General features: G+C 63.1%; 17 protein-coding genes. 14 read left to right on the forward strand and 3 right to left on the reverse strand.

All coding sequences use genetic code 11. The features are described 5' to 3' along the window. Positions 1-6 precede the first annotated feature (6 nt). A complete protein-coding gene (locus tag ABW22_RS09830; protein ID WP_059755642.1) occupies positions 7-552 on the forward strand; it encodes a hypothetical protein in 546 nt (181 codons plus the stop codon). Beyond that, positions 545-2905, forward strand: coding sequence for a TOTE conflict system archaeo-eukaryotic primase domain-containing protein (locus ABW22_RS09835; RefSeq protein WP_059755646.1), 2361 nt, complete (start codon positions 545-547; stop codon positions 2903-2905). The genes ABW22_RS09830 and ABW22_RS09835 overlap by 8 nt, the downstream gene beginning before the upstream one ends. Positions 2906-3047: 142 nt before the next feature. Here ABW22_RS09835 and ABW22_RS09840 read toward each other — a convergent pair whose 3' ends face one another. Then, positions 3048-3896, reverse strand: a complete 849-nt coding sequence (locus ABW22_RS09840; RefSeq protein WP_059755649.1) for an endonuclease/exonuclease/phosphatase family protein — start codon at positions 3894-3896, stop codon at positions 3048-3050. 254 nt (positions 3897-4150) lie between these two features. Between ABW22_RS09840 and gltB the strand changes: the two genes are divergently transcribed. From gltB to ABW22_RS09895, 12 genes are all read left to right on the forward strand, one after another. After that, positions 4151-8635 carry a glutamate synthase large subunit gene (gene gltB, locus ABW22_RS09845; RefSeq protein WP_059755651.1) on the forward strand — a complete coding sequence of 1495 codons (4485 nt, stop codon included), beginning with the start codon at positions 4151-4153 and terminating at the stop codon, positions 8633-8635. 11 nt (positions 8636-8646) lie between these two features. Further along, the gene (locus tag ABW22_RS09850; protein WP_059755654.1) at positions 8647-8868 is read left to right on the forward strand and encodes an addiction module protein; all 222 of its coding nucleotides are present in this window, start codon (positions 8647-8649) and stop codon (positions 8866-8868) included. Further along, positions 8865-9065: a hypothetical protein gene (locus ABW22_RS09855; RefSeq protein WP_059755658.1), complete on the forward strand. Its 201-nt coding sequence runs from the start codon at positions 8865-8867 to the stop codon at positions 9063-9065. The genes ABW22_RS09850 and ABW22_RS09855 overlap by 4 nt, the downstream gene beginning before the upstream one ends. A 109-nt stretch (positions 9066-9174) precedes the next feature. Beyond that, positions 9175-10623: an FAD-dependent oxidoreductase gene (locus ABW22_RS09860; RefSeq protein ID WP_059755661.1), complete on the forward strand. Its 1449-nt coding sequence runs from the start codon at positions 9175-9177 to the stop codon at positions 10621-10623. Between the two features lie 78 nt (positions 10624-10701). Further along, positions 10702-12141 carry a HAMP domain-containing sensor histidine kinase gene (locus ABW22_RS09865; protein ID WP_059755665.1) on the forward strand — a complete coding sequence of 480 codons (1440 nt, stop codon included), beginning with the start codon at positions 10702-10704 and terminating at the stop codon, positions 12139-12141. Next, a complete protein-coding gene (locus tag ABW22_RS09870) occupies positions 12138-12608 on the forward strand; it encodes a hypothetical protein (RefSeq protein ID WP_059755668.1) in 471 nt (156 codons plus the stop codon). The genes ABW22_RS09865 and ABW22_RS09870 overlap by 4 nt, the downstream gene beginning before the upstream one ends. Further along, entirely contained in the window at positions 12605-13960 is a 1356-nt protein-coding gene (locus tag ABW22_RS09875) for a sigma-54-dependent transcriptional regulator (protein ID WP_059755672.1), read from the forward strand. Before ABW22_RS09870 ends, ABW22_RS09875 begins: the two co-directional genes overlap by 4 nt. Before the next feature lie 161 nt (positions 13961-14121). Then, positions 14122-14289, forward strand: a complete 168-nt coding sequence (locus ABW22_RS16780) for a DUF1328 domain-containing protein (protein WP_082708687.1) — start codon at positions 14122-14124, stop codon at positions 14287-14289. 301 nt (positions 14290-14590) lie between these two features. Beyond that, positions 14591-14887, forward strand: a complete 297-nt coding sequence (locus ABW22_RS09880; protein ID WP_059755675.1) for a hypothetical protein — start codon at positions 14591-14593, stop codon at positions 14885-14887. 53 nt (positions 14888-14940) lie between these two features. After that, complete coding sequence (locus ABW22_RS09885; protein WP_059755678.1) at positions 14941-15237, forward strand: hypothetical protein; 297 nt, start codon at positions 14941-14943, stop codon at positions 15235-15237. A gap of 51 nt (positions 15238-15288) precedes the next feature. After that, positions 15289-15771, forward strand: coding sequence for a BON domain-containing protein (locus tag ABW22_RS09890; RefSeq protein ID WP_059756134.1), 483 nt, complete (start codon positions 15289-15291; stop codon positions 15769-15771). Between the two features lie 72 nt (positions 15772-15843). Beyond that, complete coding sequence (locus ABW22_RS09895; protein ID WP_059755680.1) at positions 15844-16203, forward strand: hypothetical protein; 360 nt, start codon at positions 15844-15846, stop codon at positions 16201-16203. A 69-nt stretch (positions 16204-16272) separates the two neighbouring features. Here ABW22_RS09895 and ABW22_RS09900 read toward each other — a convergent pair whose 3' ends face one another. Together ABW22_RS09900 and ABW22_RS18045 are read right to left on the reverse strand one after the other, a co-directional pair. After that, a complete protein-coding gene (locus ABW22_RS09900) occupies positions 16273-17427 on the reverse strand; it encodes an OmpP1/FadL family transporter (protein WP_059755683.1) in 1155 nt (384 codons plus the stop codon). A 654-nt stretch (positions 17428-18081) separates the two neighbouring features. Continuing rightward, positions 18082-18360 carry a hypothetical protein gene (locus ABW22_RS18045; RefSeq protein WP_059755686.1) on the reverse strand — a complete coding sequence of 93 codons (279 nt, stop codon included), beginning with the start codon at positions 18358-18360 and terminating at the stop codon, positions 18082-18084. Between the last annotated feature and the right edge of the window lie 172 nt (positions 18361-18532).

Here is an 18532-nt window from a genome sequence, read left to right on the forward strand (position 1 = left end):
CAAGGAATGGCCACCAAGAAAAAATCCGCCTCGTGGAGTGACGTCAAAACCAGACTGACCGATTTCGACCGCGCTGGATTGCTTGGGCTGCTGCAAGACCTGTACGCGGCCAACAAGGATAACCAAACCTTTCTGCACGCCCGTCTCAGTCTGGGCGACGACGTGCTCAAACCGTACAAAACCATCATCGACCGTTGGCTGTGGCCCGATGTGTTCAAGAATCAGGACACCTCTGTCGCCAAGGCAAAAAAGCCTATCGCCGATTACAAGAAAGCCATCGGCCAACCGGAGGGTCTGGCCGAACTGATGGTGTTCTATTGCGAACGTGCCGCGGGGTTCAGCAATGATGTCGGCCTGCAGGATGAGGGCTACTTCGATGCGCTGGTGCGAATGTTTGAGCAGGCCTTGAAAACCATTTCCAATTTAGGCGAGGGGCAGCGCCTGCCGTTGTGGGAAAGGCTTCGTGTCGTATATCGAATCTGTCGAAACTTTGGATATGGCGTGAGCGATGACATGGGCGACCTGCTTGCCGAGTACGGGGCCGATGATTGAACGCAATCAGTTGGCTGCGCTGCAAGCCGAAAACGCCCGCCTGATTGCCCTACTGAAATCTCACGGCATCGAATGGCGCTTGCCGCCTGAGCCTGTGGCACCTGTTGCCAAGCAGGAATCCTCAAGGCTTTCCGCCGCCGAAAAAGTGGCGCTGTTTCGTGGGCTGTTCCGCGGGCGCACGGACATCTACCCGATCCGCTGGGAAAGCAAGACCACTGGCAGGACCGGCTACGCGCCGGCCTGTGGCAATGAGTGGCTTGCCGGTGTTTGCGAGAAGCCGCGCATCAAATGTGGGGAATGCAATAACCGTTTGCTGATCCCATTGTCGGATACGGTCATCTACGAGCACCTTACCGGTAAACGCACCATTGGTGTCTATCCGCTGCTGGCTGACGACCATTGCCATTTTCTCGCGGCTGATTTCGATGAGGCGGAATGGCGAGAGGATGCCAAGGCGTTTTATCAGTCGTGTCACGAACTGGGTGTGCCGGTCGCCCTTGAGATATCGCGCTCCGGTAACGGTGCGCATACCTGGATTTTCTTCACCGGCAGCGTATCGGCTCGAGATGCGCGCCGACTCGGCACGGCCATCATCAGCCACACCTGCACCCGCACTCGCCAACTCAAGCTCGAATCCTACGACCGCTTGTTCCCCAACCAGGATTCGATGCCAAAAGGCGGTTTCGGCAATCTGATCGCGCTGCCGCTGCAGAAGCATCCGCGTGAGAACGGATGCAGTGTGTTCGTGGACGGTGATTTGCGTCCTTACCGGGATCAGTGGGCCTTTCTGGCCACCATCCTGCCGATGCCTGCACACGATATCGAGCCCACCATTCTGAGAGCGACGGGAAACGCGCACCCACTCGATGTAACGTTCATCGACGAGGAAGACCAAAAGGAGCCTTGGAAGCGATCTGCATCCGTCACCAAGCATATGGTCGGACCGATGCCGAAGTCACTCACGGTGACGCTAGCCAACCTAATCTATTTCGAGAAGGCGCAACTCCCGCAGCCACTGGCCAACCGACTGATTCGTTTGGCGGCCTTCCAGAATCCGGAGTTTTACAAAAAGCAGGCGATGCGTTTCTCGGTGTGGGATGAACCGCGCGTAATTGGCTGTGCCGAGAACTACCCCAATCACATCGCGCTTCCGCGTGGTTGCCTGGATTCCGCGCTGGAGTTGCTTCGTGACAACGCTATTGGCTGCGAGCTGGTCGACGAGCGATACGCGGGGTCGCCGCTGGACGTCGCGTTTGCCGGTACTTTACGGCTGGATCAAGAATTCGCCGTGGCCGCCATGCTGCATCACGACGCAGGGGTTCTGTGCGCGCCGACTGCCTTTGGCAAAACGGTCACGGCTGCTGCGATGATTGCGCGCCGTGGCGTGAACACGCTGGTTCTGGTGCATCGAACCGAACTGCTCAAGCAATGGCAGGAGCGCTTGCAATCATTCTTGGGCGTTGGCAAAGGTGTGGTCGGCACCATCGGTGGCGGCAAGGCCAGGCAGACAGGCAAAATCGACATCGCGGTGATGCAATCGCTGTCGCGTCAGGGAGAAGTTAATTCGCTGGTCGAAAATTACGGTCACGTGATTGTGGACGAATGCCATCACGTCGGCGCGGCGTCGTTCGACGCGATTCTGAAGCGGGCAAAAGCCAAATATGTGCTCGGCCTGACTGCAACACCGATTCGCCGCGATGGCCAGCAGCCGATCATTTTCATGCAGTGCGGGCCAACTCGCCACACCGCCGTCAAGCCCACGAGTGCGCCGTACGACTTGGCTGTCACGCCGTGCACATTGCATTCGCGGATTGATTTGCCGCAGGAAGCGGGGATTCAGGATGTATTCCGGCACCTTGCCATTGACCAAGCCCGAACGGACGCGATTGCTGCCGAGGTCGAAAACGCCTACGGCCAGGGCCGGAAAGTGCTGGTGCTGACCGAGCGCACCGAACATCTCGATGCCATCCAAACCGCCTTGGACGGCAAGGTTCCATCGTTGTTTGTCCTGCACGGACGGATAGCCAAGAAGCAGCGCGCCACACTGATCGCGGAACTCAATGCGCTTCCACCCGATGCACCGCGCGTTCTGCTGGCGACAGGCAAGCTGGTCGGTGAAGGATTCGACCATCCACCCCTCGACACTTTGGTGCTGGCAATGCCGGTTTCGTGGAAGGGGACGTTGCAGCAATACGCGGGCCGACTGCACCGCGAACACGCCACCAAGACCGATGTGCGCATTATCGACTTCGTCGACACCGGTCACCCGGCGCTGCTGCGGATGTGGGAAAAACGCCAGCGCGGCTACCGGGCGATGGGCTATCGGATGGCGGAAGAAACGGGTGCAAATTGACGTGAAGTCCGCACCGTTCCTCGCAATCCCGCGCTATTGCCTGCAATCTTGGGAGTCCACAGATCGCTTGGTCAGCCACCCTCCACCATGACATCCAAAAAAGCGCTTCCAAATCATCGGAAGCGCTTTTTCTTTTCCAGGCTCAGGCCAACTCGACCCACACTGGCTGATGGTCGGACGCCTCGGTCGCGGCATCGATGCCATGCGCCTTGAGGCGGCTTGAAAGCCCCTCGGTCACGAAGACAAAATCGAAGCATTCGGGCTGCTTGACGAAATCGACCCGGTGGATGCCGACGGTAGGGGCGTGCGTTTCGCCGGGGTGCAGCACCGACCAGGCATCGCGAAAACCCGGTTCCCCACCCGCAAACGGCACGAGGATTTGCGATCGCTCGGGCGCCGAGGCCGGGAAGTTCATGTCGCCGCACAGCAGCGCCTCGGCAGGCCGGGGAAACACCTCGAAGGCACCACCCGCTTCTTCAGCCAGCGGCGAACGCGCCGACATGGCGCAGGCCTCGGCATGCAGGCGGCGGATGGCGTCGATCTGGACCTGGCGCTGGCGTTGCGAGTAGTACTCGAGGTGGGTGGTCAGCACGCGCAGCGGGCCGACGTCTGCAGTCACCACGGCTTCCACCAGCACCCGCTGCATGCTGGGTATGCCGGGCTCGGCCGGCCACGGCAGGAGATGCCGCCACACCTGGCCGACGGGCAGGCGGGAGAAGATGGCGTTGCCGAACCGGCTGCGGCCGCCGCGGCCGTCGGGCACATCGGTCGCCGCGCCGTAGATGACGGTGTAGCCGGGCAGGCCGGCGGACAGTTCGGCGACCTGATTCTCGCCGCGGCTGCCGGGCAGGCCGGGGAAGTTGATCGCGACTTCCTGCAGGCAGATGACGTCGAAATCGCCCAGCTGATGGATGGCCCCAAGGGTGCGCGCGAGGTCGACCCGGCCGTCCAGGCCGCACCCCCATTGGATGTTCCAGCTTAATAGCTTCATGGTCCGTTTCTTTCGGCTTGTGCCCTCTTCACAGGATAGGCAAGTCGGGCATTCATTTCGGAATCCCAGGAATTTCCACGGGCAATCCCACTCCCACCTTCAGTTCCGGCCTGTGCGGAAACCCTAGCGCCGCCAAGGCCTTGGCGCGGCAATCATTGCCGCACGCGGCCTCAGGGATTAAAATGCCACACTTTTCGCTTAAATTTTTGCGGCTTGCCTGTGGGCAGGCCGCTGTTGCCTGAGCATACGGAACCATGGAACGACAACGCTGGCTGGACGGGACACTGTATTCGCCCGATTTCGAACAGGATAGCTGCGGCTTCGGCCTGATTGCGCAGATCGACAATCAGCCCAGCCACACGCTAGTGCAGAACGCGATCGGCTCGCTGGCGTGCATGACGCACCGCGGCGCGATCGCGGCCGACGGCTTGTCGGGCGATGGCTGCGGCCTGTTGTTCAAGAAACCGGATGCGTTCCTGCGTGCAGTGGCGCGCGAGGCCGGCTTCACGCTCGGCGGGCTGTATGCCGCTGGGCTGCTGTTTTTGTCGCGCGACGCCGCGCCGCAGGCGCATGCGCGCACCACGCTGAAAACTTCGCTGGAAGCCCAGGGCTTGACCGTCGCCGGCTTCCGCCTGGTGCCGACCAATTCTTCCGTCTGCGGCGAGTCGGCGCTGGCCTCCTTGCCGCATATCGAGCAGGTGTTCGTCAACGCGCCGGTCGGGATCTCCGAGGACGATTTCGAGCGCAAGCTCTACGTCGCGCGCCGCCAGGCCGAAAAGGCGCTGGAGCCGAGCGACCCGGTGTTCTACCTGCCAACGCTGTCGTGCCGCGTGATCAGTTACAAGGGCCTGGTGATGCCGGACAACCTGCCGGTGTTCTACCCCGACCTCGACGACGCACGCTTCGCGTCCAGCCTGGCGGTGTTCCACCAGCGCTTCTCGACCAACACCTGGCCGCAGTGGCGGCTGGCGCAGCCGTTCCGCTATCTGGCGCACAACGGCGAGATCAACACGGTGCAGGGCAACCGCAACTGGAGCCGCGCGCGCGAGCAAAAATTCGTCACCCCGCTGATCCCGAACATGGACGACGTCCGTCCCATCGTCGGCACCAAGGGGTCGGACTCGATGAGCCTCGACAACATGGTCGAAGGCCTGGTGATGGGCGGCGCGGGCCTGTTCCGCGCGCTGCGCCTGGTGATCCCGCCGGCGTGGCAGAACGTCGAGTCGATGGACGCCGACATCCGCGCCTTCTACGAATACAACTCGATGCACATGGAGCCGTGGGACGGCCCCGCCGGCGTGGTGCTGACCGACGGCCGCTACGCCGTCTGCACGCTCGACCGCAACGGCCTGCGCCCCGCACGCTGGGTGCTGACCAAGGACCGCATCCTCACCATCGCCTCCGAAGTGGGCGTGTGGCAGATCGATCCGGCGAATGTGGAACGCAAGGGCCGCGTCAAGCCCGGCCAGATGATTGCCGCCGACCTCGACACCGGGCGCTTGCTGATGCCGGAAGACATCGACAATGAGCTGAAGGGCGCGCAGCCCTACCGTGAATGGCTGAAGGCCAGTGCGGTGAAGCTGGAACTCTCCATCAACCAGGACGCCGACCTGCCGGTGATGGACGCGGCCAGCCTGCTAACCCACCAGAAACTCTTCAACGTCAGCTTCGAGGAGCGCGACCAGATCATCCGCGTGCTGGCCGAGGATGGAAGCGAAGCGATCGGCTCGATGGGCGACGACACGCCGATGGCCGTTTTGAGCCAGAAGGTGCGCTCGCCCTTCGACTACCTGCGCCAGCAATTCGCGCAAGTCACCAACCCGCCGATCGACCCGATCCGCGAGGCGATCGTGATGTCGCTCAACACCAGCTTCGGCCCCGAGCGCAACCTGTTCGAGGAAACCGCGGCGCACGCGCACCGGGTGGAAGTCCACACCCCGCTGCTGTCGAAGGAAGCCTTCGACAAGCTCATGAACCTGAACGATCCGGCGTTCGCTTCGGCCGCGCTCGACCTGCACTACGACCCGGCGACGACCACGCTGGAAGCCGCGATCCGCGACCTCAACGCACGTGCCATTGACGCAGTGAAGTCAGGCAAGGTGATCCTCGTCCTGTCGGACCGCAACCTCGCCCGTGATCGCCTGCCGATCCACGCGCTGTTCGCCACCGGCGCGGTGCACCACGCGCTGATCGCCGCCGGCCTGCGCTGCAACGCCAACATCGTGGTGGAAACCGGCAGCGTGCGCGACCCGCACCACTACGCCTGCCTGATCGGCTACGGCGCGACCGCGGTGTATCCGTATCTGGCCTACCAGGTGATCGGCGAATTCGTCAAAACCGGCGAGATCAAGCCCGGCCTCGACAAAGCGCTGTCCAATTTCCGCAAGGGCATGGACAAGGGTCTGTACAAGATCCTCTCGAAGATGGGCATTTCGCTGGTGGCAAGCTATCGCGGCGCGCAGCTGTTCGAGGGCGTGGGCCTGCATGAGGAGGTGGTCGAGCTGTGCCTCAAGGGCACGGTGTCGCGCATTTCCGGCGCCAATTTCGACGACTTCGAATCCGACCAGAAACTGCTGCACAAGACGGCGTTCAACCCGCTGCGCCCGCTGTCGGCCGGCGGCCTCCTGAAATTCATGTTCGGCGAGGAGTTCCACGCCTACAACCCGGATGTGGTGCAACAGTTGCAGAAGGCAGTGAAGGAAGGCGACTACGCCGAGTTCAAGAAATACTCCGAGACCGTCAACAGCCGCCCGGTGGCGATGCTGCGCGATCTGATGAAGCTGAAGACCGGCATCGCACCGATCCCGCTGGACGAAGTCGAGCCGCTGGAAACCATCCTCAAGCGCTTCGACTCCGCCGGCATGTCGCTCGGCGCCTTGTCGCCAGAGGCGCACGAGGCGCTGGCCGAAGCGATGAACCGCATCGGCGGCCGCTCCAACTCGGGCGAAGGCGGCGAAGACCCGAAGCGCTACGGCACCTCCAAGACGTCGAAGATCAAGCAGGTCGCGTCCGGCCGCTTCGGCGTGACGGCGACCTATCTGGTCAACGCCGAGGTGCTGCAGATCAAGATCGCGCAGGGCGCCAAGCCCGGCGAAGGCGGCCAGCTGCCGGGCGACAAGGTGTCGGTGATGATCGCCGGCCTGCGCCACTGCAAGCCGGGCACCCCGCTGATCTCGCCGCCGCCGCACCACGACATCTACTCGATCGAGGATCTGGCGCAGCTGATTTTCGACTTGAAGCAGGTCAACCCCGATGCGCTGGTGTCGGTGAAGCTGGTCTCCGAACCCGGCGTCGGCACCATCGCGGCAGGCGTGGCCAAGGCCTACGCCGACCTCATCACCATTTCCGGCTACGACGGCGGCACCGGTGCCAGCCCGCTCGCCAGCGTGAAATACGCCGGTTCGCCGTGGGAGCTCGGTTTGAGCGAAGCGCAGCAGGTGCTGCGCGCCAACGGTTTAAGAGGAAGGGTTCGCGTGCAGACCGACGGCGGCCTGAAAACCGGCCTCGACGTCATCAAGGCTGCGATCCTCGGCGCGGAATCCTTCGGCTTCGGCACCGGTCCAATGGTCGCGCTGGGCTGCAAGTACCTACGCATCTGCCACCTGAACAACTGCGCCACCGGCGTCGCCACGCAGAACGAAACGCTGCGCCGCGACCACTTCATCGGCCTGCCCGACATGGTGGTGAACTACTTCAAGTTCGTCGCCGAGGAAACGCGCGAGCTGATGGCCAGCCTCGGCATCAGGAAGCTGACCGACCTGATCGGCCGCACCGACCTGCTCGACCTGTCGGCCGGCGACACGCCGCGCCAGGGCCGTTTGAAGCTCGACGTGCTGCTCTCGCAGGGCGACATCCCCGCCGACGCGCCGCGTTTCGCGCAGCAGGAACGCAACCCGTCGTTCGACAAGGGCGAACTGGCCGAGCAGATGGTGGCTGACGCGCTGGCCTCGATCAAGGCCGGCACGCCGATTGAACTCGCCTACACGGTGCGCAACGTCAACCGCTCGATCGGCGCACGCCTGTCGGGCGAAATCGCCAAGGCGCATGGCGGCCGTGGCCTGCCGGACGACACGATCCGCATCCAGCTCACCGGCTCGGCCGGCCAGAGCCTCGGCGTGTGGAACCACCGCGGCCTGACGATCTCGCTCGAAGGCGACGCCAACGACTACGTCGGCAAGGGCCTGGGCGGCGGCCGGCTGGTGATCTATCCGCCGCGCGTCGCCACTTATGAGGCGCACCGCAACACGCTGATCGGCAACACCTGCCTGTACGGCGCCACCGACGGCGAGCTCTACGCCGCGGGCATGGGCGGCGAGCGCTTCGGCGTGCGCAACTCCGGCGCGCTGGCGGTGGTGGAAGGCATCGGCGACCACGGCTGCGAATACATGACCGGCGGCACCATCATCGTGCTGGGTGACACCGGGCTCAACTTCGGCGCCGGCATGAGCGGCGGCATGGCTTTCGTGGTGGACGAGGCCGGCGATTTCGTGTCGAAGACCAACAAGGAAATGGTCGAGCTGACCCGCATCACCAGCGACGAAACCGAGCCGTTCCGCGTCTTCCTCAAGGCGCAGGTCGAACGCCATCTGGCGCTCACCGGCAGCGCCCGCGCGAAAGCGCTGCTGGCCGATTTCGACACCACCTTGTCGCGCGTCTGGCTGATCAAGCCGAAGCGGATTTCGATTGAAGATCTGGTCGAGGACATTCCCGGCACAGCGCGCGAAGCCGCGACGATTTGAAAGGAACTCACATGGATATCGACCTGCTGGAAGAAGCGAAAAAGCGGCCTTTTGCCGAAAAACTGCAACTGGTGGAAGACCTGTGGGACGCGATTGCGGCGGAGGCGGCGCAGAAACGCCTTTCCGACGCGCAACGACAATTGCTCGAAGCCCGCCTGCGCGAAAGCGATGCCAATCCGGACGACGGCAAGCCCTGGGATGAAGTCCGGGCGGAAATCGAACGTTCCCTGTGAAGCTCGTCGTCAGCACCAAGGCGCAACGCGAAATTCGGGACGCGACGGCATGGTACAAAGAACAGACGCGGGGGTTGTCGGCGGAATTTTTTCGCGCGATCGAATTGAATCTCGGCTACGTGCAACGTAACCCGTTGCTGTTTGCGGAAACGCTGCCGGGCGTGCGCAGAATTGGTTTGCGACGGTTTCCTTACTGACTTTTCTATCACATGCGCGACGAAAAAATCACTGTCCTGGCCTGCCTGCACCAGCACCGTGACCCGCAGGACTGGCCACACAATTGAACGATGAGAGTTGAGACCTAGAATGGCTGACGTATTCCAGTTTTTAAAGCAGCCGCGGCGCGACGGCGAGAAAACGCCCGCCGACCTCCGCAAGCACGCTTTCCACGAAATCTACGCACCGATGGATGCGGCGCACGCGCAGGAACAGGCCGGACGCTGCCTCGGTTGCGGCAATCCGTATTGCGAGTGGAAGTGCCCGGTGCACAACTACATTCCCAACTGGCTCAAGCTGGTGGAAGAAGGTCGCCTGTTCGAGGCGGCGGAACTGTCGCACCAGACCAATTCGCTGCCCGAAGTGTGCGGCCGCGTGTGCCCGCAGGACCGTCTGTGCGAAGGCGCGTGCACCCTCAATACCGACGGCTTCGGCGAAGCCGTGGGCGGCGGCCCGAACGCGGGTGGTTTCGGTGCGGTGACCATCGGCCAAATCGAGAAATACATTTCCGAAGAAGCTTTCAAGGCCGGCTGGCGTCCCGACATGTCGAACGTGGTGGCGACCGGCAAGAAGGTCGCCGTCATCGGCGCCGGCCCCGCCGGCCTCGGCTGCGCCGACGTGCTGGCGCGCAGCGGCGTGAAGCCGGTGGTGTTCGACCGCTACGACGAGATCGGCGGCCTGCTCACCTTCGGCATTCCCGAATTCAAGATGGAAAAAACGGTGATGACGCGCCGCCGCGAAGTGTTCGAGGGGATGGGCGTGGAGTTTCGCCTCAACACTGACATCGGCCGCGATGTGTCGATGCAGCGCCTGCTCGACGAATACGACGCCGTGTTCATGGGCATGGGCACCTACACCTACATGAAGGGCGGCTTCCCCGGCGAAGACCTGCCCGGCGTGCTGGAAGCGCTGCCATTTTTGATTTCCAACGTGCGCAAATGCCTCGACCTGGCCAAGCCGGACGAGGTCTACCAGGATACGAAAGGCCTGCGCGTGGTGGTGCTGGGCGGCGGCGACACCGCGATGGACTGCAACCGCACCAGCATCCGCCAGGGCGCGGCCAGCGTCACCTGCGCCTACCGCCGCGACGAGAAGAACATGCCCGGCTCCAAGCGCGAAGTCGGCAACGCCAAGGAAGAAGGCGTGCAGTTTTTGTGGAACCGCCAGCCGGTGGAAATCGTCGGCAACGGCCGTGTCGAAGGCGTCAAGCTCGTGACCACCGAGCTCGGCCCGCCCGACGCGCGCGGCCGCCGCACCCCGGTGGTGGTGCCGGGCTCGGAAGAAATCATCCCGGCCGACCGCGTCATCGTCGCCTTCGGTTTCCGCCCCAATCCGCAGCCGTGGTTCGCCGACCACAGCATCGCGATCGACCCGGGTGGCCGCGTGATCGCCAAGGGTCAGCAACACGCGTTCCAGACCGCCAACCCGAAGGTCTTCGCCGGCGGCGACATGGTGCGCGGCTCGGACCTGGTGGTGACCGCGGTATGGGAAGGCCGCGAGGCCGCCAAGGGCATCCTGGGCTACCTCGATCTGCTGTGATCCCGCGGCGGGCGCGGTGGCAGTTCCACCATCGCGACCGCCCTATCGAGGTACGCTGAGACATTGCCACCCACCCCCATGCTTACTGGCCCTTACTACCCCCGCTCCTTCACCATTCTGGTCATCGTCGCCATGGGTGTGCTGATCGTGCCGCTGGCCAGCGGCCTGATCAACGCGGTGCATGTGCTGCAGGGTGTGGCCGACACCCAGCGCCAGTTCACTCGCACCAGCCTCGCCATCACGCGCGACGTGCGGCAGATCGCCGAGTCGGTGAGCCAGTTGCAGCGCACTGCCGGGCAGTACCATCTGCTGCAGGACGCCGAATTCGCGCCCGCCCTGCGAACCCGCTACGACGAACTTCAAACCCTGTTGGCGCGACTCGACGGCGAACTCGTCGACGCGCCGGCGCGCACCACGCTGGACGCGTTCGGGACACGCAGCCGCACCCTGTACCGCCAGCTGCAACCCGGCGCATTTCTCGACAGCGCGCGCTTCAATGCGCTCGACCCTGTGTTCGACGCGCTGCATGGCGACGCGCGCAGCCTGCTCGCCGAGGCCGACGCTGCGGTGCAAAGCGAATTGCAGGCGCTGGAAGCGACCGTGCAAGCCACCCGCCAGCGGCTGATCGTGCTGGCGCTCGCACTGATTCCGCTGACGCTGCTTTTGGCCGCGGTGTTTTCCTGGATGATCAACCGCCCGATCAAGCAGCTCAAGGCCTCGATCCAGCAGCTCGGCCAGGCCGACCTGCGCCCGCTGCAGGCGATCAGCGGACCGCAGGACATCGTCGAGCTGGGGCGCGAAATCGACTGGCTGCGCCAGCGCCTGCAGGCGCTGGAGGAACAGAAACTGCGCTTTTTGCGCCACGTCTCGCACGAACTGAAAACCCCGCTGGCGTCGCTGCGCGAAGGGGTGGCGCTGCTGGGCGATGAACTGGCGGGCAGCCTCAACGCACGCCAGCGCAGCATCGTCGCCATCATGGACAGCGCCAGCCGCGACCTGCAAAAACGCATCGAAGACCTGATCCGCTACAGCGGCATGATGCGCGATGCCACCCTGCGGCCCGCCGCGCCGCACGCGCTGGCCGACGTGCTCGCCGGCGCGCTGGCGCGGCAGCGGCTGGCGCTCGACGCGCGCGGCTTCCAGGTCGAGACGCAGCTGAACGCCCCCACCGTGCACTGCGACCGCAGCCAGTTGGAAACCGTGCTGGACAACCTGCTGTCCAATGCGATCAAATTCAGCCCCGAGGGGGGGCACATCCTGGTGAAGAGCGAGCCTCTCGACGCCGCCGTCGCGGTGTGGGTGTGCGACCAGGGCGAAGGCATTCCTGAAGCCGAGCGCAGCCGCGTCTTCGAGCCGTTTTTCCAGGGTGCGCGCCAGCCCGCCAGCACGGTCAAGGGCAGCGGGCTGGGCTTGTCGATCGTGCGCGAATCGCTGCTGGCTGCGGGCGGCAGCATCGAGGTGGTCGATTGCCCGCCGTGGTCGACCTGTTTTCGTTTAACCTGGCCGATGCCACAATGACATTTAAATCTGTATTTCTTGCCGGGCTGTTATTGACGCTGGGCGCCTGTACCATCCCGCTCGAACGCCCGACTTTCACCGCCCCGCAAACCGGACTGGGCGCGTCAGCGCTGTTGAGCGAGTTGACGCGGGTGGCGGCGCTGTCACCCGAGCAGCGGCGCCGCGAACTGGCCGGGCTGGAAGGCGAGCGCCGCCTCGACGACGCCCGGCGTTTTCAGTTGGCCGCCCTGCTGGAGCGCGAGGACAGCGTGGAAGCGCTTGAACGTGGCCTGAAAAGCCTGAGCGCAATCACCGACTTCGATGCCCGCGCCCAGCCGTTGGCCGAACTGATGAAAAAATCGCTCAAGGCGCGTCTCGAACTCAAGCAGCAGACTGCGCGCGCGCAGGAATTGCAGGAGAAGCTCGACCAGATCAAGGCGCTGGAAAAATCGCTGCAACAGCGCAACACGCCGGACAAGACACCATGAAAAAACCGTGCATTCTGGTGGTTGACGACGACGACGCGCTGCGCGAGCTGATCACGCTGCGGCTGGAGGCCAATGGCTTCAGGGTCGAAGCAGTCGACAGCGGCGAAGCCGCGCTGGCGCATCTGGCGCTGACGCGGCCCGATGCTGTGCTGACCGACATGCAGATGGCCGGCATGGACGGCATGGCGCTGTTTCGCGCCATTCATGCGCGCGACCCGGCGTTGCCGGTGATCGTGCTGACTGCGCACGGCACCATTCCGGACGCGGTGGCCGCCACCCAGCAGGGGCTGTTCGGCTACCTGACCAAGCCCTATGACGCGCCCACGCTGATCGATCTGCTGAAGCGCGCCACCCGCCTCACGGGCAGCAGCCCCGAAGCCAGTCAGGACAGCGACAGCTGGCGCAGTGAGATCGTCACCGCCAGCCCGGCGATGGACGCGCTCTTGGCCGAAGCCCGGCTGGCCGCGCAAAGCGACGCGTCGGTCTTGATCCAGGGCGAGTCGGGCACCGGCAAGGAACTGCTGGCACGCGCCATTCATCGCGCCAGCCCGCGTCACGGCAGGCCCTTCGTCGCGATCAACTGTGGCGCGATTCCGGCCGAACTGCTCGAATCGGAGCTGTTCGGCCATATGAAGGGCGCCTTCACCGGCGCGGGGCGCGACCACGCGGGCCTGTTCCAGAGCGCCGAGGGCGGCACCGTGCTCCTCGACGAGATCGGCGACATGCCCGCTCAGCTGCAGGTCAAGCTGCTGCGCGTGCTGCAGGAAGGCGAGGTGCGGCCGGTCGGCGCGACCGAAACGCGGCCCGTCGACGTGCGCATTTTGTCGGCCACCCACCGCAATCTGGAGGAGGCGATCGCCAGCGGCGAATTCCGCGAAGACCTGTATTACCGTCTCAACGTCGTCACTCTGACGCTGCCGCCACTACGCGAGCGGCGCGAGGACATTCCGCTACTGGCCCGGCATTTCCTCACCGTGCTGACGGAAAAATACCGCCGCCGCATCCATGGCTTTGCGCCCGACGCGCTCGACATGCTGACGGCGGCCGACTGGCCGGGCAACATCCGCCAGCTGCACAACGTGCTGGAGCAATGTGTCGCGCTGTGCACCACGTCCACCATTCCAGCGAGCCTGGTGGCGCGCGCGCTGCGTGACAAGCCGGCCGAGATCCAGCCGCTGGCCGAGGCACGCTCGACATTCGAGCGCGATTACCTGATTTCGCTGCTGAAGCTCACCCGCGGCCAGGTCAGCGAAGTGGCGCGGCTGGCCGGACGCAACCGCACCGAGGTATACCGACTGCTGCAACGCCATGGTCTCACCCCCGCGCTGTTCAAGGACCGCGACGACAGTTGAGTGTCAGGCATCGGCGACGCCTTCCCTGCCGTGCGGGCGGCCGATTCCCGCGCCGCCATGTTATCCGTTTGATTCAAAACCATTTTCTTGATTGGCACGGCCTCTGCTTCATGGGAGATACCGCCTTTTGGCGCGTTGATCAACCCCGAGAGGAGAACACCATGTTTGGATGGGCCGTTACATTTCTGATTGTCGCAATCATCGCCGGAATTTTCGGCTTTGCCGGGCTGGCCGGCACCGCCGCCGGGATCGCCAAAGTGCTATTCGTCGTCGGTCTGGTGGTATTTCTGGTGCTGCTGGTCACAGGCCGCCGCCCGCCCGCCCTTTAAAAGGCTTGTTGCACAGGAGGAGGGGGGGGCTTGCTCCCCTTTTTTATTGCCGGTCTTCCCGGCTTGTCGCAGATGGCCGACAAAATAGTGCAATAAAAACAACTGCTTGATAAACCCCTTCTGGATCCGTCGCCGACAGGCGACATATCGGCCGCCCAAGCGGGTGCAACCCCGCACCCAACGCCGCGCAAATCACCCATCTACATGTTTTTATTGCTGAAAACAGAGCTGGCACGGTCGTCGCTTTACCCAGCTTGAGTGCACCTGCATTCGTACTGACTCAATCATTAAGGAGCTAAACATGAAATCCATTCATCCCCACTTTTTGACCCTCACGCTTGCCGGTTTACTGAGCGCCGCCTCGGCGTCTGCCCTGGCCCAGCCCATGCCCGAGGCCGCGCCGGGGGGCGCCGCCCCCACCGCGGGTGCGCCCAGCTTCAAAAGCATCGACAGCAATGGCGACGGCAAGATCAGCCTGGAGGAATTCAAGGCTCAGGGTGGCCAGGAGCAGACCTTCACCGAACTCGACGCCAACCAGGACAAGAACCTGAGCAAGGATGAATTCTCCAAGCTCGGCAAGCCCAGCACCAAACCCTAACTGACTGCTTGAGCATTCATTTTGTTGAACCATTACATTGATAGGAGCTAGACATGAAATCCATTCACCCCCACTTTCTGACCCTCACGCTTGCCGGTCTGCTGAGCGCCGCCTCGGCGTCTGCCCTGGCCCAGCCCATGCCCGAGGCCGCGCCGGGGGGCGCCGCCCCCACCGCGGGCGCGCCCAGCTTCATGAACTTCGACAGCAATGGCGACGGCAAGATCAGCCTGGAGGAATTCAAGGCTCAGGGCGGAGGTGGGCAGCTCTTCGCCGAAATCGACGCCAACCAGGACAAGAGCCTGAGCAACGATGAATTCTCCAAGCTAAGCAAGCCCAGCACCAAACCCTAACTGACTACTTGAGCATTCATTTTGTTGTTGAACCATGAACGGGAGATCAACATGAAACACCCCAAACACCGCTTGCTGAAGCTGGCGCTTGCCGGTGTGCTGGGCGCCGGCTCGGCGTCCGCCCTGGCCGTTCCGACAATGCTGGGTTTCAAGACCTACGACAGCAACGGCGACGGCAAGATCAGTCTGGAAGAATTTCAGGCTCAGGGCGGCCCCGTAAAGGCTTTTCACGATGCTGACATCAACCGTGACTTGCAGCTGGACACGGACGAGCTTGTCAATGCAAGTGTCCATAATGAGCGTATTTTGTCCGGCAAATACATCGAAGACGCATGGATCACCACGAAAGTGAAAGCGATGCTGCTGAAAAACGACATCGTAAAAGGCCTCAGCGTGAACGTGGAAACAACCCAGAGCACGGTTCAATTGTCGGGCTGGGTCGACAGCGTGGCACAGATTGCCGAGGTAGAAAACGTCACACGCAATATTGAAGGCGTGAAGCACGTCAGAAACGACCTGCTGATCAAACGTTGATTCACAAACGGCCCCCAGCCGACGGCGGCATTCGCTGCAGCCGGCTGAGCGACCGACACCCAGGAGAATTACATGCACAAGACCATGCCACACCTCAATGACGAACACATGCAGCTCTATGAATGGAGCGGGACCGGAAGCGGCATATCAATTCCAGCCAAGTCGAAACGCACCCACCCCTGGCGAGCCTCCTACGCCGTGCTGGGCGTACTGACCAGCCTGCTGGTCCTGAACGGCTGCGACAACCAGGACTCAGCAGAGCAGGCGAGCGAGCAGATCGAGCAGAAAATGAATGATCAGCCGCTATATGACGACGACGCCGCCAGCCAGCCCATGCCCGAGGCGGAGGCGGGCGGGCCGGCTGCGGACGAAGCGCCCGAGCCACCCGGCGAAAAGATCGAGCCACCCGGCGAAGACCCGCAAAAGCCGTGATCAGCTGCGCCAATAAAAAAGGCCGGGTGCATGATGCGCCCGGCCTTTCACGTTCATGCCATCAGCCGATCAGAACTGATGGCTGTACATCAGCTGCCAGTTGACCTGGCTGTGCTCGATGGTCATCCCGCCATTACCGTTAGGCGGTGTGGGGCCCGTTCCCGTTACTGATACTTCCGGCGCATAGCTCAGGCCGAAATTAAGCGCTGACTGCTTGCTGAACGCGTAGCCGAAGCCCACCGTGTAGTGGTCTTCCATAATCGCCGGCCACAGGTAGTTGACGTTTTGATCCGGGATCGGATTCTTGCCGTGGTTATAGCCAATGCGGCCGGTGAAGGCGTCGCTGAGCCGGTAGGCCAGGCCCAGCGACAGCACGATCTGGTCGTCCCAGTCCTGCTGGAACGGCGCAACGACAGTGCCATTCTGGTAAATGGTCACGGTGTTCATGCTGCTGCCCCACATCACGTCCTTGACGTCGGCCGCGACCATCAGGCGGTCGTTCGCCTGCCAGGCCAGGCCTAGCCCGAGAACAGGCGGCATGTCGAAGCCTCCCACCTTGTAGCCGTCGCCCTTGAGGTCGGGCAGGTTGCCGGCCGTCTGGTAAACGCCGCCGACCGTGAGCGCATCGCTGGGCTTGTAGGTGAAGCCCAGCTTGGCCGCCACGCTGTAGCCCTTGGCTGCGCCGGTGAAGCCGCTGTCATCCTTGAAGTCGATGCCGAAACCCGTCACCACCAGGTCCATCCCCGCCCACACGATGTCGACGCTGCCGCCGATGTTGAAACGCTCGTTGACGCTGTAGGCGAGCGGGAAGATCACCCGGCCCACGCCAACCTGCGCCATGTCGCCGTTGGCGTATTCAGTGCCCATCCCGCCCTGTCCGTAGATGCCCACACCGTAGGCCAGCTTGCCCTGTTTCCTCACATAGCCGATTGCAGGCATGTAAAAGGCATCGGCCTGGGACTTGCCCATTTCCATGGACGTTTCCACATCCGGGCCGACGAAACCCACCATCACGTCGAGCCGGCTGCCCTCCGCCATCAGGCCCAGCGTGGCCGGGTTGTTGGCCAGCGCGGCGCTGCCGTTGTCATAGGCCATGGACGCGCCGCCCATGCCCGCTGCGATCGGGCCGTAAGCCTCCATGACCATGCCGTTGGTGGCCACGGCCAAGCTGGGCACAGCCAGTCCCACCGCGGCAAGCGTGGCCGAAAGTTTGTTCATTTGCATCAGGGCCTCCTGAGGATGCGGGTTAATTATTAGAAAAACCGAAAATTCTAACTCATTAACGTATCACGCCACCAAACTCGAATCCCTTCCTTGTGAACTTCGGTGCCAACGGGGAAGTTTTGCCGCAAACGCGACCTCCCGGGCGCGGTTACATAGCGTTACACCTTGTTACCCACCCCAAACATGCCGCTTACACGGCGCCCCTACAGTGCAGGTGTCCGCTGAGGAAACGAAAGGCTCTTTCATCGTTATTTGTTGGTATTGGCCAGCGCTGTGGGCGGGGCGCCCTCGCCCCGATTTGCGCACCGTCGCAACCGCCACGGCATCGGCCCGGGACGGGCGTGCGTGGTTGTTGCCGACGCGTCGGCTTTTACAACCACGGCCTCCTCCTCGCGGGGGCTCCTACAACAGCAGACCCCTGCAGGAGGCCGAAGAACAGGGGCCTCATCAGAGGGGACAAGACATGACTTCAACAACTAGCAGTGACATAGCCAAACGAAACGACAGCGACACCCCACAACTGAAGAGGCGCGACACCATGAAAAGCAATCTGATGAAAAAAACCTTCGGCGTACTGGCGCTGGGCATCCTGGGCCTGACGGCAACCGGCGCACAGGCTGCTTGGGACCGTGGCGGCCAGGGGCACAAGCAGGCTTACCAGCAAACCAGGGCGTATAGCCAGCAGATCAACGCAGCCAGGATCGGCAGAGGCAACGGATCCAGGTCGGCGCGCGTGCACGCCAACTGACCCGCGCCGAATTCCGCGAATTGATGCAGGAGCAAAACAACATTCGCGCCATGGAACAGCATTTCCGCGCAGATGGCAGGATCGACGCACGCGAATTCAGGCGCCTCGATCGCGCGCTGGATATAGCAGATCGCAATATCCGGGCGGAAAAACATGGCCGCCAGGCGCACCAGGCTTACGACCAAAAACCCAGGCTCAACTAGCCGGCACGGCGCGCGGATAGCGCGCCTGCCGCTACAGTTGGGCGGTGCTGAGTCGTTAAACCGCAATCCCGATGACAATATCAAGGAGCATGCAATGAAGCTCCCCCTCACGTTGGCCCTAGCCGCATTGACCGGCACCGGCCCGACATTCGCC

The organism is Thiobacillus denitrificans, assembly GCF_001530125.1.
GTDB classification, from domain to species: Bacteria; Pseudomonadota; Gammaproteobacteria; order Burkholderiales; family Thiobacillaceae; genus Thiobacillus; species Thiobacillus denitrificans_C.